Raw genomic sequence first — 14,106 nt, forward strand, 5'->3', positions numbered from 1 at the left:
GAGGCTCGCGCTGCCGCGTTGTGCATCACGCTTGCGCGCCGCGTCCGTTCCAAGAGTTACCGGTGAGGTCCGGCGGTGTCCTGTGGAACACGTTTTGACGGCGCAGACATGAGCCGCCGGCGTAAGCCGGCGGTGGGGGCAAGCCAAGCCGAGGACGCCCACGGGTGGCCTCTCCGAGCGGCACGTATACAATACGGCAAGAACCGTCGGCAAGGCCCGCGCAACCTTACGCGATGCCCGGTTGCTGTGCCTCGGGTGATTCTCCCGAGGTTGGGATGGCAACGGTAAACCGGCGGTTGCACTGGGTGGAAGCAAGAGAAAGAGACCCCAACATGGAGCCAAATGCGATGCGTGTCGATCGACGTGAGTTCTTGAACGAGGCGATGGCCGGTTCGGCGGGCGTCCTGCTGGGCGGCGGCATCGCGACCAGCAGGGCCGACGTCGTCGAAGCCCCGGTTTCCCGGGATCCCACGGCCTGGGTGTCGCTGGGAAAGTCGCTCACGGTGCCCCGAATCGGGATCGGCTTCGGCGTGAAATCCTACAACCGCGAATCGAATCTCACCCGCCGCGGAATGGATCACGCCGAACGGATCGTTCGCTATGCCTACGACTGCGGCATCCGCCTCTTCGACAACGCGGATCTCTACGGCAGCCACGGGTACGTGGGCAAGGTCCTCCGCGATAAACCCCGCGACAGCTACGCCCTGGTTTCGAAGGTCTGGTTCCACCCAAGCGGACTTCCCGAAACGGAGCGGCAGGACGCCGGCGACGCGGTGCGGCGATTCCTGAAGGAATTGGGCACGGACTACATCGACCTGGTACAAATCCACTGCATGACCGCCCGAGACTGGACCTCCACCATGCGGCGGCAGATGGATCAGTTGGAGGAACTGAAGGAGAAGGGGCTGATTCGCGCGCACGGGGTCTCGTGCCATTCCGTCGCCGCCTTGGAGGCCGCCGCCGAATCCGATTGGGTCGAGGTGGTGCACAGTCGGTTCAATCACCTGGGCACCAAAATGGACGATCGCCCGGAAGTGGTGCAGCCCGTTCTAAAGCGAATTCACGACGCAGGCAAGGGCGTCATCGCCATGAAGGTCGTGGGCGAAGGGGCCTTTAGCAAAGACCCCGAATTGCGGGAGAAGGCCCTGCGCTTTGTGATGGGCTCCGGTTGTGTGGACGTGATGATCGTGGGCTTCGAACTGGAATCGGAGATGGACGAATTCAAGTCCCGCGTGGCCGCCGTCTTGGAGGAAAGGGCCGTCGCGGCCTGAACCCCATCTTTCGGCCCTGTGCCGAGGGGGACGGATGTTCCCCCGCGCTCGGCATCGCTCGATCGGTGCTCCCGGGGTATGCGCCCGGCCTTCGACGAGAGGTAACCCTCTCGCGTCGCATCGGCGTTTCCTAACCGCCGGATCGGCTCAACGCCGCCAAGCGACCTCGATTTCGTTCTCCAGGTTGCCGGAGACGAATTTCAAAGCGGCATGTTGGGCCTTTTGCTTAAGGTGATAAGTCGGGCAGCGTCCGGTGAGGACGACGCCGTCGGGCAGCACCACAACTTGGAGGTCCTGAATACCGCCCGCGGTGGCCTCGTCGATGGCCCGTTCGATCTTGGCCGCCAAACGATCGACTTCGGCGGCGACCGGGGCGAGGGGAAATTCCCGCACGCCTCGCAACTGGATCACGACATCCTGGTCGTACGGCAAGAAAGCCATGGCTCCCTCCCTGGGCGGCACTTCGGGATCCTTCGTTCGCCGCCCTCCGGCTTGGAGAGAAATCCGTTCCTCCCGTCCTTCACCTCCCCGCAATCGAAACGCACTCCCTCCATGCTGGGGTGCGACTAATCCGCCGAGACCGCGGCGGTCGCTTCGAGACTGCGGACCGTAATGCGATTGTCGATGTCGTACGCTCCCGGTCCCGCAATCGCTCGAACCGCCTCTTGTGCCAGTTGCTTGTGATAAAAACTGGAGACCGTGCCGCACAGGACGACTTTTCCGTCCTCGATGGAGGCCGTCACGTCGCGAAGCTCGTACACCGGACTTTCGGCCAATGCCCGGCGCAGGCGCATCACCGTGTCCGGAGCAAACTCTTGAACCTCGACCACCATCATTGTCATCCTTGCTATGCGCCCCAATTCGCAATTTCCGATCCGGACGGCGCGGCCGAAGATGAGGGATGCCGTGGTGAGGAGTGCCGAGCCGATCGGAAATCGTTACGCGAGATTGAATTCGTCGTTCGCCGATGGAACTCGTTTCCTCGGCAACCATTACTATTTATACCGGCTACCGGTGCGGAGTCAATCCTGGAATCGGTCCCGCCCGACCGTCTACCATGTTGCGGCGCCGGCATCGTGCGTTGAAAGAACGATCTCCGAACCGGCGGCGTGACCTGACGAAGTGTTTTGTTGTATCGTAAGCATGAGCCGCCGGCGTAAGCCGGCGGTGGAAGAACTGCGAACGCGTTTTCTACGTTGCACGTTGTCCGGCGTCTCCACCTCGGGCTGACGCCCGAGGCTCGCGCTGACGCGTTACGCAACGCGTTTTCGCTCCCCATCGGCTCTCACGCGGCACCGGCGTGAGCCGATGGTGCGACCGCGCGACGGAGCGCGGACCGCCGGCGTCATCGCTGCGGCTTTCCGCCTTCGCTCCATCCCACCGTTCGGATATACTACCGATAACGAAAATCGCCGCGGACTGGGAAAACCATGACGTCCCGGTGCGTCCTCGGCACCCGAATTTGGATCGGTCGCGTGGCGAATCGTCGGACAATTCCCAGTCCGGTATTCCCCGGCACCGCCGTATTTCCGCCATCATGACACGTGAACCCCTCCTTAGACCGCCTGTCTCCGCCCCGGACGACGATCACGACCTCCGCCCACAGCGGATGGAAGAGATGGTCGGACAGCGGGAGGTCTACGCGCGGCTCAAGATCGCCATCGACGCCGCGCTGGTCCGTCGGGAACCCTTGGGGCACATCTTGTTCGACGGTCCGCCGGGGTTGGGGAAGACCACCTTCGCCATGTGCATCCCTCGGCACCTCGGCGTGCCCGTCCAAATCGCCAGCGGCGCCACCCTTAAGGCCCCCAAGGACCTGATACCGTATCTCACCAATGCCGAGGAGCGTTCCGTGCTCTTCGTCGACGAGATCCATCGCATGCACAAGTCGGTGGAGGAATTCCTCTATCCCGCCATGGAGGACTTTCGCATTGACATCACCTTGGGGGAGGGTGTCAACGCACGGACACTGAACCTGCGGCTCAAGCCTTTCACGTTGATCGGGGCTACGACGCGGACGGGCTTGATTTCGGCCCCCCTGCGGGACCGTTTCCACATGCGGGAACACTTGGAATTCTACACCGTCACGGAACTGGCCGAGATCGTCCGCCGCAACGCGGTCAAGCTCCGCATCGAGATCGCGGACGATGCCGCCGAATTGATCGCCGCACGGAGTCGCGGCACGCCCCGCATCGCCAACAACCGCCTCCGCTGGATTCGCGATTTCGCCACGGCCAAGGCGTCGGGTCGGGTCTCGAAGAAGGTGGCCGAGGACGCCCTGGCCATGCAAAAGGTCGACCATTTGGGCCTGGATCGGCAGGACCGTCGCTACTTGGAGACCATGGCGCGGGTCTTCGGTGGGGGACCGGTGGGGGTCGAGGCCCTGGCCCACACCATGAACATCCCCGCCGACACCCTGGTCGATGAAGTGGAGCCTTTTCTCCTCCGCTCGGAATTGATCGTCCGCACGCCGCGGGGACGACGGATGACCGCCAAGGCCTTCGAGCACTTGGGATTGTCACCCGTCGCCGCGCCCGGTGAGGATCAGCCCACGCTTTTCGACTGATCGACGGTCGGCCCGCAATTGGTTCGCGGCCTGTGTCTGCCGCCAAACGCGAAAAAACCGCTTCGTGACGCAAACCGCCGATGCGTTGCGGGTGTCATGTTGAGCGGCCTACAATATGGTCCTAATGAGGGACGAGGGGTCCCATTGCCGGCGTCAGACATGCTCAGACGCGTACGGGCGGCGTATCGGTTTGCTCGAAACTTTGATCGAACGATGAACGCTCGGAGGGGGTGATCGATGGCGATGTCTTCACGTGAGCGGGTACAGGCCGCGCTGCGGCACGAAGAACCGGATTACCTGCCCTTGGATTTGGGAGGCAGCGCAGTCACGGGGATGCACGTCAGCAGCGTTTATCTTCTCCGCCAGGCCCTCGAGCTGGACCCGCCCGGCACGCCCGTCAAGGTCGTCGAACCGTACCAAATGCTGGGAGAAATCGACGACCGACTGATTCACGCCCTGGGCGTGGACGTCGTCCCGCTCGGTCGCCGCAAGAACATGTTCGGCTTCGAAAACAAGGATTGGAAGCCGTGGCAATTGTGGGACGGTACGCCGGTTTTGGTGCCAGGCGACTTCAACACCGAACCGGAGCCCAACGGCGACATCTTGATGTATCCCGAGGGCGACCGCTCCGCTCCGCCCAGCGGTCGCATGCCGAAGAACGGCTTTTATTTCGACACGATTATCCGCCAAGATCCGATCGACGACGAGCGTCTGGATCCCGAAGATAACTTGCAGGAATTCACGCCCATCGAAGACGACGAATTGCAATGGTTGGCGTGCGAGGCGGAGCGATTGCGGCGGGATACCGACAAGGCGGTCCTGGCCAATTTCGGCGGAACGGCCTTCGGTGACATCGCCCTGGTGCCCGCTCCTTTTCTCAAGCACCCCAAGGGCATCCGCGACGTCGCCGAGTGGTATATGAGCACGGCCTCGCGATTCGATTACGTTTATGCCGTCTTCGAGCGACAATGCGAGATCGGCGTCGCCAACCTCCGGCGCATTTACGAAGCGGTGGGCGACCGCGTGGATGCGGTGTTCGTCACGGGGACGGACTTCGGACAGCAGCAAGGTCCCTTCATCAGCCCGGCCAGTTATCGCCGACTGTACAAGCCCTTTCACCAAAGGGTCAACAACTGGATTCACGAGAACACGCCGTGGAAGACGTTCATCCATTCGTGCGGGTCGGTGACGGCGTTCTTAGAGGATTTCGTGGAGGCGGGCTTCGACATTTTGAACCCCGTGCAGTGCTCTGCCGCGGGCATGGACGCCGCCATCCTCAAACGCAAGTACGGCGACAAACTGACGTTCTGGGGCGGCGGCGTGGACACCCAAAAGACGCTGCCGTTCGGTTCGCCCGACGATGTTCGCTGGGAGGTCCGCGAGCGCATTCGCACGTTTTCGCCCGGCGGCGGCTTCGTATTCAACACCGTCCACAACGTGCAGGCCGGCGTACCCGTCGAAAACTTGCTGGCCCTCTACGAAGCCGTGAATACTTGCCGCGGTCTGCCGTTTCCGGTGCCTTGAGCGCCGGGTGTGCGGATATGCCTCGACCGCCGAATCATGCGCGAGGCTAAGGCGAACACCGCCGGTTCGTAAATGCCCTCGCCGTGTTCACGCTCACTGCCACGCGATGGTGAGCACCCCGGCGAGAAGCGTCGGCGGCGAATACGGGCCAAGTCGCGTGCCGTTTCATCCCCCGCTCAAGCCGCGGAACATGAAGAAGGCCGCCGCCGTCAATGAAATACCCGCCGCCACGAAATCCCAACTGAAACTCTGCCGCATGTACATGGTGGCGAAGACCGCGAAGACGCCCATGGTGATGATCTCCTGCATCACCTTGAGTTGGTAGAGCGAATAGACGCCGCTGCCGATTCGGTTCGCGGGCACCTGCAAGCAGTACTCGAAGAAGGCGATTCCCCAACTGGCAAGAATCGCCACGAAGATTGGGGCATGCTTGAGGTCCTTGAGGTGACCGTACCAAGCGTACGTCATGAAGATGTTCGAGCCGATCAGCAGCAAGATGGGGAGAACGCGCGGCCAAAACATAAAAAGTCGCCTTGGCAAAACGATGCAACCGCGGGGACGGAATTCGGAAAGCCGTTCGTGAACGCTTCGCCCGAGGGAAGGGAACAATACGCCGGGAATACTACGCGATCGAGGAGGGGGGCGGAATATCGCCGGACGCAAACGTCGTCAAGCGGAATTTACGCCGAGGCACGGCGGCATGGGGCGGTGTTGACGGCGAAAGCCGGGCACGCTCACCAGCCCATCACCATGTTGGACTCGATGACCTTTTTCGCCCGTTCCAGGTCCACGCCCGTCTCCTGCATGTACAACCGAATGGCGTGAATCTTGTCGCCGGCAGCGCGGGCCAAGCAATCTCGGGCGACGTTGCAGGGGTCCGTCCTCTCACCCAGACCCAGTCCTAGGGCAGCCTTGGAAATGACCCAGGTATTGCGCGGCCGCTTGGCCAAGCGGAGGAGCTTTTCGCGGGGATAGCTGGCCTGCACCACTTCCCGGGCGGACTCTTCGCTCTCCGCCCAAGTGATCAGGATATGGCACTCGGTCTCAATCTCGTAAAGCGGCATGAACGATGGAACCTCTATCAAAAATGACCCAAATTCCCGGCGATCGCGTGCGAGCCTGCATCCACCAACCCAAGGTTGGGCCGGTCCGGTCTTGAAAACCCCTCTCATGGATGGATTTTCTCTGCCCAACGTCGCCCAACTTGTTGCATTATACTCTGTCGTGCGATTTCGTCGTCGGCCCCCCCAGCGGCGAGTCGGACGGATAGTCACTCGCAAGGGCTGACGGCAGCCTGACCGAACGGCGTCAAATCATATTGTGCCTGGCGAAAATCTCGACCGCCGACGTGCCCAACTCCAATTCCCGGCGGACCTCCGAGCGTTTTTTCGTCCTTTCCAGTGCGGCGTTGGCGACTTCCTCCTCGGCTCCTTGCGGGATGAGGCAGACACCTTCGTAGTCCCCGAAAACAAGATCGCCGGGGCGGACTCGGACCGTGCCGATCTCGACCGTAGCTCGGAAGTCGACGACTTTTCCGCGGATGCGTTGGTCTTGCGCGAACGAACCGCGGCAGAAGACGGGAAAATTCATCCGGAGCAGGGCGGCGGTATCGCGGACGCAACCATCCACCAAGGCCCCTGCGGCGTGCAACCGCTGTGCCCGAAGCGTCATCAATTCGCTCCACATCGCCAAGTGATTTCGCCCGCCGGTGGCCAAAAAGATCTCGCCCGGTCGAAGATCATCCAGGGCCTCCAACATCAAGCCGAAGGGCTTGGCAAAGACGGGGTTCAACCCGCTGGGGGAGAAGGTCTCGAAGCAATCGGCGAACAAAACGGGCATGGCTCGGCCGATGATCGTCATTCGCGGATCCAACGGACGAATGGCATTGGGGAGAAACTGCGCCCCCAGCCCAAATTGATCCAAGACCTCGCCGACGATCGCCGTGGAAAGCTCCTGGCGAAACAGGGCGAAAATCTGCTCATCGTTCTTCGTCTGGTTCATGGTACGCGTCCCCAAAGTGTCGGCCGAATGCGGCACGCAACCCGGTTCGGCCCGGCAAAGGCCTCGCCCCGCGACTGCGGTAATCGTGCGGCGGTACAGGTGCCTCGCGGTGCCGCCCCGTTCGGTGGGGTAAAGCGGACCGCGCAGGAAGCCGGTTTTGCGGTTCCTGTCCCCCAAGTAAGTCTGTCTAATTCTCGCAGGTTGTCAACTGTGGAGTTTCCGAATTCTGCGGTGTTTGCGCCGGAATTCACTATTAGCTAATGCCGGAATTCACCATCAGCTTACGACGGTGCTCACCACCAGCTTACACTGGTGGCTCCAGGGGGCATTTGGATTGCTGCGCCGTCGGGGCGCGGCGTGGCGATGAATAAACACAATTGAAAAAGTTGAAAATAGCGTGTTGTCCCCTACCGTCGGGTAGGATACAATCCAAGGAGGGTTTGGGCCGAAATAAAACAGGCCTGCGTAAGCCGCATTTTGAACATTTAGGCTCAGCCGTCTTCGTTGGGTTCACATCCGAACCGGCCTCGGCGGGATCTTACCCGAACGGAGCACGCCTTTTTTTCGTAGATAAGTTTTCGGAAATAGCAGTTGTTCCGCATCCGACCATCGTGAACGCGACCGAATCTGCCTTACCTTGACCATGCTCAACCAATCGACATCTCCCCAGGCCCACGATAACTGGTGCTGTGCGACGGAAGCCTCGTGCGAACTGGACCGCGCCATGCAGGCGGTCGAGGCGGAATTTGCCGGAGTGGAAGAGTGGGAGGAGCGGTATCAAATCTTGGTGGAGTTGGGCGACACCCTCGAACCGCTGCCGGACGAGTTCAAAGACGATGAGCACCGCGTGCACGGTTGCTTGAGCACGGTCTGGATGGCGTTCTCTTGGAGCGACGACGATCCGCCTCGGCTTCATGTGCTGGCCGACAGCGACTCGCCGATGGTAAAAGGGCTGCTCGCCATCGTATTGCGTATCTACAACGGGCGGACGCCGGAAGAGGTCTTGTCCTGCGATATTCGGTGCCTCTTCCAGCGTTTGCAATTGGAAAAGCATCTCAGCTATAACCGGCGGAACGGTCTGACGGCCATGATCCGCAGGATTCAGGACGCTGCGCGGCAGAAAACGCAGTCGTTCGAGCAGGAATCGGCGTCGGCACTGCCGACCGCCGATGCTGCCGGGGCTTGATTTCCCACCTTGATATTCGCAACTCCCCGCCGTTTTCGGGCACGTCTCGGCGACGCAATGCCGTGGTCGCCGGATAAGCGATGCCCCGCTTGGCCTTTACCGAGGAAGCATTCTCTCGAAAACTTGTTGGCAGGAGAACATAATCGTGCATGATGTCGCGGAAACCAAGACGTGGCTTATGGGCTTGAGCGACGGTTTTCGTCAAGCTTGCATCCTGGGGGCGGCGACCGAATTGGGCATTTTCGACGCCCTTTCGCCGCAAGGCGACACCGCCGCCGAACTGGCGCAACGCACGGAAACCGATCTGCGGGCGCTAACGATTCTGCTGGACGCCTTGGCCGCGATTCAAGTCCTCAAGAAGAACGGCAATCGCTACAGCGTCACGGACGGAATCCGCGAATGCCTGTCCGATCACTCGCCCGCCACCGTCGCACCCATGATCCGCCACCGCATGAACGTGATGCGCGCTTGGGTGCAATTGGCATGGACGGTGAAGTCGGGCGTCCCGGCGCCGAAACCTTCCGGCATTCGAGGCCCCGCCGCCGACTTGGCAGACTTCATTTTGGCCATGGAAAGCGTCTCGCGGGACGTCGCGGACGGCCTAGTCGCCGATTTGCAGCCGCTGGAGTTTCAAACGCTGCTGGACGTGGGCGGCGGACCGGGTACGTGGACCTTCGCCTTTCTTCGGGCTCTGCCCAACGCTCAGGCAATCTACTTTGATCTTCCCCACGCGGCGGCACAAGCGCAACGATTGGCGCGGCAGAACGGTTTCAGCGACCGCATTCGCTTCGTGACGGGGGACTTCTACGCGGATCCTCTGCCCGGCGGGGCCGACTTCGCTTGGGTCTCGGCCATCGCGCATCAGAATTCGCGGGAGCAGAATCGGGCCTTGTTCCGCAAGGTATTCGAGGCCCTGGTCCCCGGCGGAAGAATCGCCATTCGCGATGTGGTCCTCGAGCCTTCCCGAACCGCTCCCTTCGAAGGGGCGCTGTTCGCCGTGAATATGCTGGCCAATACGCCCAAGGGCAACACCTACACGCTCGAGGAATACCAAGAGGACTTGGAAGCGGCGGGCTTTCGAGAACCCTTCCTCCGCCTCCGCTCGGAGGCCATGAACTCGGTGATTCTCGCCCACCGTCCGTGATCCGCGACGCCCGGGCGGTCTGGGGCTATTCCGCCGCGACCTCGCGATGCCGCAGGGCACTGCGGAGCCTCGAGACGTTTTCTCTCGTAGAATCCAATAATGGAGGCCGAGGGGATTTCGTGAATCTCCTCGGCCCGGCCTTTATTTCGCGTTTTCAATGACGGTGGGCGATCCGCATGCTCGCGTCTCCGGTCGGAGTCGCGTCGCTTCCATGCCGGACCTGCGGTCGCCGCAGTTCTCAAGCGGTGATCAACCCTGCGGGCGCGGTTGGTTGGGCATGGCCCGAACGCGCTTCTGGATGTCCGTCTCCAGCACGCCGAAGGTCGCCTCGTGCCGCTGAAGCGTCAATTGCAAGGCGTGCAGCATCCGCTTGGCGGTGTAGAAGTTCATCACGATCCGCTGGTTGATGACGATCGGTTGGGTGGGGACGCCGATCGGTTGCGGGTTGAGTCCGAAGTCGATGATCAGCTCTTCCGGCGTACCCGTCACGCGGCAGAAGTTCGCGTAGAGGGCGTTGACTTTGGTGTCATCGATTTGCAGCGCGACGCGTTGCGCGGCGGGCTGCTGCTGTTGCCGCTGGACTTCGCCGGCCTGCTGTTCGCCGGACTCTTGCTTTTCAGCGGCGGCGGTTACCTGGTCCTTTTCTTCGGGGAAATCGAGTGGATTCGACACGGCTGACTCCCTTTCTGTGGTAAAAACGTCCGACACAACTTTCGACGGCGAGTCGGGCAAGCAGTGCCTCGCAACATCCGCCGTCGCCGAGACCGCTCTCGGCAGCTCGAACCGAAACCCGGCTTCACCGGACCGGACGGTACCGTCCGATCACTCGCCGAACGGGCTGCGGTACCAATCTCTTTACAATGCCGCCCGCGATACGCAGGACGAACTTCTTCTTCAATATAACACGGTGTTTTCAACGCCCAACGGCGGTTTGAACGAAACTCGGCCGACGCCCGATGCTTTTTGGCGCTACGCCTTGCCTACGCTGCGCAATCGGTACAGTCGCACCTGGAATTAGGCGTCTTCGAGCAAATTTCGGGTGCTCGACCGCTTCGTTCGCCGGCGCTGGTGGACGCCGCGGCACTTCGACCGCACGCGCTCGCGCTACCACCGCATCGTGAGGCCCGCGTAATTCATATAGGCCAGATACCCGAACAGGATGGCCAGGAACCAATTGCTCGAGAATATGCACAGGGCGGCCATAGCACCGCCGACCACGAAGGACAAGGCTGCCGCGCGGTATGCGCCCAAGGCGGGATTGTTCCAACCCAGCAATTCCCGGGCGATCTGGCCGCCGTCGAGGGGAAGGACGGGAATCAGGTTCAAGACTCCCCAGGCAATCAGCACGAAGAACAAATCGTTCAGAAAGTCGGTGAACCAAGGACTGATGACGACTTCGCGGAGAAAGACCATCACGCCAATGGGCGGACCGACGTAAACGACGGGATTAAACCGCAGAACGCCGAAGAGCACCGTCAAGGCGGCGGCGACCGCGAAACCGGCGAACGGTCCCGCCGCCGTAATCAGGATTTTCGCGGCGGGGGAGAGCCTGCCTGCGTTGGGGCGGCGCATCACGCCGAATTCGGTGTAACCGCCCAATCCGTAAAGGGTAATGCTGGGATAGAATCCGAACGATTGCATGGTCAGCGCATGCCCCAGTTCGTGAAGCAGAACGCCCAGGAACGCGGCCAGCACCCAGCTTACGATGCCGAAGAGGTCGCGATTGCCGGCACCCAGGATCGCGATGGCGATCCAGAAGAAGGGGTGCACGCGGACGGGAATGTTGAAGATCGCGAAGTATAGGTCGTAAGGCGTTTCGGATTGTCCCCCGCCGAGCATGTTTCACCTCCATTTCGGCCGCAGGCCGCGCGGAGCGGACACGGCCCGTCGGTCTGTTCGCCGGTCGATCGCGGTTCAACGGGTCGGGGCGGCGCCGCAGCGGGGCGGTCCCTCCTCGCGCGTTGGCGGCGATTCGCCGGACCGGTGTCGTTCCACCACTTGCAACACGGCGTGAGCGGCCCGACTCGATGCCCCCTCCCAATCCAATTCGCGTTTGAGCGCGGCCAAGCGCTGCACCGCTTGTTCGCGCCGCCGCGGTTCCGTCAACCATTCGATCAAGTGCTTCGCCATATCCTCGCTGCGATCCCGGTAGGTCAAGTACTCGGGAAAGACGGCGCGATCGGCACGCGGCGAACGGGGATCGTACAAGCGCAAATCGGAGTCATCCAAGCCGCCGTCGGCCAGCAAATTCACCAGCGTAATATACCTCACCCTGCGAAAGCGATTTTGGACCCAAAACGCGAACGGATTGATTTGGTACACGATGACGCCGGGCTTTTCCTGATACAAAAGCTCCAGCGACACGGAACCGGAGACCGACAGGCAGCTCGTCGCCGCGCGGATCAATTCGGGCGTTCGACCGACGTAGAACCGCCAACCCGGCAGGGCTTCCACGCCGTCCATCCCATCGCCGAATTGCGCGGCGGGCGGATTTCCCCCGGTCGCCTTGGCGACGAATCGGGCCGCATGACTTTCGCGAAAGGCCGCCACCGCCACGCGGACCTCAGGCACCGCTCGGCGGACCCGCTCCACGCAGCGATGCATGACTTGCGCGTTGGCCTCGACTTCCTGGTTCCGAGAACCGGGCAAGACGGTCAAGAGCGGTCCGCCCTCCGCCGCCTTGCGGACGAACGCCTCGTCGTAGGCGTGACGCGCCAACTCGTCGAAGCTGGGATGACCGACATACGTGGTGGGACACCTATGCTCCTGAAACCATCGGGCCTCGAAGGGCAAACACGCGAAGGTGTGGTCGATCAGGCGCCGCATCTTTGCCACACGCCAACGCGCCCAGGACCAGATTTGCGGAGGAACGTAGTAGAAGACCGGAACGCCGTGCTTTTTGGCGGCGTGGGCCACCCACCAATTGAAGCCCGGATAGTCGATCAGAATCACGGCATCGGGGCGTTGTTCGCGGAAAAAGGTTTCCGCTTGAAGGTACAGTCGGCGATAGTACGGCAAGGCCCCGCCCGCCCGGCGGAACCACATCACGGCATGTTGCGTCAGGTCTTCGAACAGTTCGCAACCGGCGGCGCGGAGGCGGGGACCCCCGAATCCCACAGCGCGGACCGTGTCGTCCAGCGTCCGCATCTCGCGAAGCAATTCCGACGCATGCTGGTCGCCGCTTGGTTCGCCCGCCGAGAAAAAGAGCAACATGATCCGGTCCGAACCTCCGTCATCGGGCCTATCGACGAACCTATCCGATCGGCGTCCGCGACGCGACGAGCGACGCGCGCCTCCGCCCTCTTCATCCGTGATGCGCGGCGGATGAGGCACCCGCGCACGATTCCGTCACAACGGCGCCGGTCGAGTGCTCGTCGTCGGGAGCAACCTCGTCCAAGGGGACCATCATGTCCCGAGCGTGATAACTGGAACGGACGAACGGTCCGCTCGCCACGCGGTGGAATCCCATTTTTCGCGCCGCGCGACCGATTTCGTCGAACTCCTGCGGGTCGAGATAGCGGACGACGGGGAGACTCTCGGGCGCAGGTTGCAGATACTGGCCCAGGGTCAGCATTTCCACGCCCGCCTCGAGCAGATCCGCGAACGTATCGAGGAGTTCACCCCGGGTTTCGCCCAGTCCCAGCATCAAGCCGCTCTTGGTGCGGACTGCCGGATTGCGGCGTTTGATGCGGCGGAACATCTCCAGCGTCCAGCGGTAGTCGGCCTTCCGCCCGCGGACCGTAGGATACAACCGCGGCACGGTCTCGGTGTTGTGGTTGTAAACATCGGGGGCGGCATCCACCACGCGATCCACCGCCGATCCGTTGCCCGCGAAGTCCGAAGGCAAGACTTCCACCGCGGCGTCGCAAAGTTGGCGAATCGCCGCGATCGTCCGCACGAAATGTTCGGCGCCGCCGTCCGGCAGATCGTCCCGCGTCACGCAGGTGACGACGACGTGCCGCAGACCCAATCGCCGCGCGGCCTCCGCCACGCGCCGCGGTTCCGTGGGATCGACCGGGCGGGTCTTTCCCTTGGCCACGCTGCAAAAGCCGCAGCGCCGCGTACACACGTCACCCAAGATCATGAACGTGGCGGTGCGGTGCGCATAGCACTCCATACGATTCGGGCACTTGGCCTCTTCGCACACCGTGACCAGCGACAATTCGTCGATCAACTTCGCGGTGAATCGCCCGGCGTCACCCTTGGGGACGTTGCGTTTGAGCCAACGCGGCAGCGCCGGGCGCGGCCCCGAGTCGGCCATCGACGATGTGGTTTTCATGGAGAATAGCGCACCCATTCGAAATGAAAGATCGCGAGACTCAGCGGAACTGCGAGGCGTCGCCGTTCCTAACGGAATGATACGCACGGCGGCAAAGCGCCGAGTCGATCGGTCGCGGCGATTCGGGCGAACACA

At 62.1% G+C, this 14,106-nt stretch carries 14 protein-coding genes; 5 read left to right on the top strand and 9 right to left on the bottom strand.

Annotated features, from left to right (window positions below):
* The first annotated feature begins 275 nt into the window (after positions 1 to 275).
* Positions 276 to 1,271, top strand: a complete 996-nt coding sequence (locus tag ACYQ6J_RS16715; protein ID WP_460185335.1) for an aldo/keto reductase — start codon at positions 276 to 278, stop codon at positions 1,269 to 1,271.
* A 147-nt stretch (positions 1,272 to 1,418) separates the two neighbouring features.
* On the opposite strand, the gene ACYQ6J_RS16720 is transcribed toward ACYQ6J_RS16715, so the two are convergent.
* Together ACYQ6J_RS16720 and ACYQ6J_RS16725 are read right to left on the bottom strand one after the other, a co-directional pair.
* A complete protein-coding gene (locus ACYQ6J_RS16720; RefSeq protein ID WP_460185336.1) occupies positions 1,419 to 1,712 on the bottom strand; it encodes a BON domain-containing protein in 294 nt (97 codons plus the stop codon).
* A 125-nt stretch (positions 1,713 to 1,837) separates the two neighbouring features.
* A complete protein-coding gene (locus ACYQ6J_RS16725; protein ID WP_460185337.1) occupies positions 1,838 to 2,107 on the bottom strand; it encodes a BON domain-containing protein in 270 nt (89 codons plus the stop codon).
* A gap of 701 nt (positions 2,108 to 2,808) precedes the next feature.
* On the opposite strand from ACYQ6J_RS16725, the gene ruvB reads away from it, so the two are divergent.
* Both ruvB and ACYQ6J_RS16735 read left to right on the top strand, forming a co-directional pair.
* Complete coding sequence (gene ruvB, locus ACYQ6J_RS16730) at positions 2,809 to 3,837, top strand: Holliday junction branch migration DNA helicase RuvB (protein WP_460185338.1); 1,029 nt, start codon at positions 2,809 to 2,811, stop codon at positions 3,835 to 3,837.
* A gap of 237 nt (positions 3,838 to 4,074) precedes the next feature.
* Complete coding sequence (locus tag ACYQ6J_RS16735) at positions 4,075 to 5,361, top strand: uroporphyrinogen decarboxylase family protein (protein ID WP_460185339.1); 1,287 nt, start codon at positions 4,075 to 4,077, stop codon at positions 5,359 to 5,361.
* Between the two features lie 165 nt (positions 5,362 to 5,526).
* Here the strand turns inward: ACYQ6J_RS16735 and ACYQ6J_RS16740 are convergent, their stop codons facing one another.
* From ACYQ6J_RS16740 to ACYQ6J_RS16750, 3 genes are all read right to left on the bottom strand, one after another.
* A complete protein-coding gene (locus tag ACYQ6J_RS16740; protein WP_460185340.1) occupies positions 5,527 to 5,883 on the bottom strand; it encodes a DMT family protein in 357 nt (118 codons plus the stop codon).
* A gap of 212 nt (positions 5,884 to 6,095) precedes the next feature.
* The gene (locus tag ACYQ6J_RS16745; protein WP_460185341.1) at positions 6,096 to 6,425 is read right to left on the bottom strand and encodes a DUF6793 family protein; all 330 of its coding nucleotides are present in this window, start codon (positions 6,423 to 6,425) and stop codon (positions 6,096 to 6,098) included.
* A gap of 244 nt (positions 6,426 to 6,669) precedes the next feature.
* Positions 6,670 to 7,362: an RraA family protein gene (locus ACYQ6J_RS16750; protein ID WP_460185342.1), complete on the bottom strand. Its 693-nt coding sequence runs from the start codon at positions 7,360 to 7,362 to the stop codon at positions 6,670 to 6,672.
* A 643-nt stretch (positions 7,363 to 8,005) separates the two neighbouring features.
* On the opposite strand from ACYQ6J_RS16750, the gene ACYQ6J_RS16755 reads away from it, so the two are divergent.
* On the top strand, positions 8,006 to 8,548 hold the full coding sequence (locus ACYQ6J_RS16755) for a SufE family protein (RefSeq protein ID WP_460185555.1): 543 nt from the start codon (positions 8,006 to 8,008) through the stop codon (positions 8,546 to 8,548).
* A gap of 145 nt (positions 8,549 to 8,693) precedes the next feature.
* A complete protein-coding gene (locus ACYQ6J_RS16760) occupies positions 8,694 to 9,692 on the top strand; it encodes a methyltransferase (protein ID WP_460185343.1) in 999 nt (332 codons plus the stop codon).
* Between the two features lie 249 nt (positions 9,693 to 9,941).
* Here ACYQ6J_RS16760 and ACYQ6J_RS16765 read toward each other — a convergent pair whose 3' ends face one another.
* The 4 genes from ACYQ6J_RS16765 to lipA form a co-directional block, all read right to left on the bottom strand.
* On the bottom strand, positions 9,942 to 10,364 hold the full coding sequence (locus ACYQ6J_RS16765) for a DUF3467 domain-containing protein (protein WP_460185344.1): 423 nt from the start codon (positions 10,362 to 10,364) through the stop codon (positions 9,942 to 9,944).
* Positions 10,365 to 10,796: 432 nt separating this feature from the next.
* Complete coding sequence (locus ACYQ6J_RS16770; RefSeq protein WP_460185345.1) at positions 10,797 to 11,531, bottom strand: metalloprotease; 735 nt, start codon at positions 11,529 to 11,531, stop codon at positions 10,797 to 10,799.
* A 75-nt stretch (positions 11,532 to 11,606) separates the two neighbouring features.
* The gene (locus tag ACYQ6J_RS16775; protein ID WP_460185346.1) at positions 11,607 to 12,905 is read right to left on the bottom strand and encodes a lipid-A-disaccharide synthase; all 1,299 of its coding nucleotides are present in this window, start codon (positions 12,903 to 12,905) and stop codon (positions 11,607 to 11,609) included.
* Positions 12,906 to 12,996: 91 nt separating this feature from the next.
* The gene (lipA, locus tag ACYQ6J_RS16780; RefSeq protein ID WP_460185347.1) at positions 12,997 to 13,971 is read right to left on the bottom strand and encodes a lipoyl synthase; all 975 of its coding nucleotides are present in this window, start codon (positions 13,969 to 13,971) and stop codon (positions 12,997 to 12,999) included.
* Positions 13,972 to 14,106 lie beyond the last annotated feature (135 nt).

This window comes from Thermopirellula anaerolimosa (genome assembly GCF_054657335.1).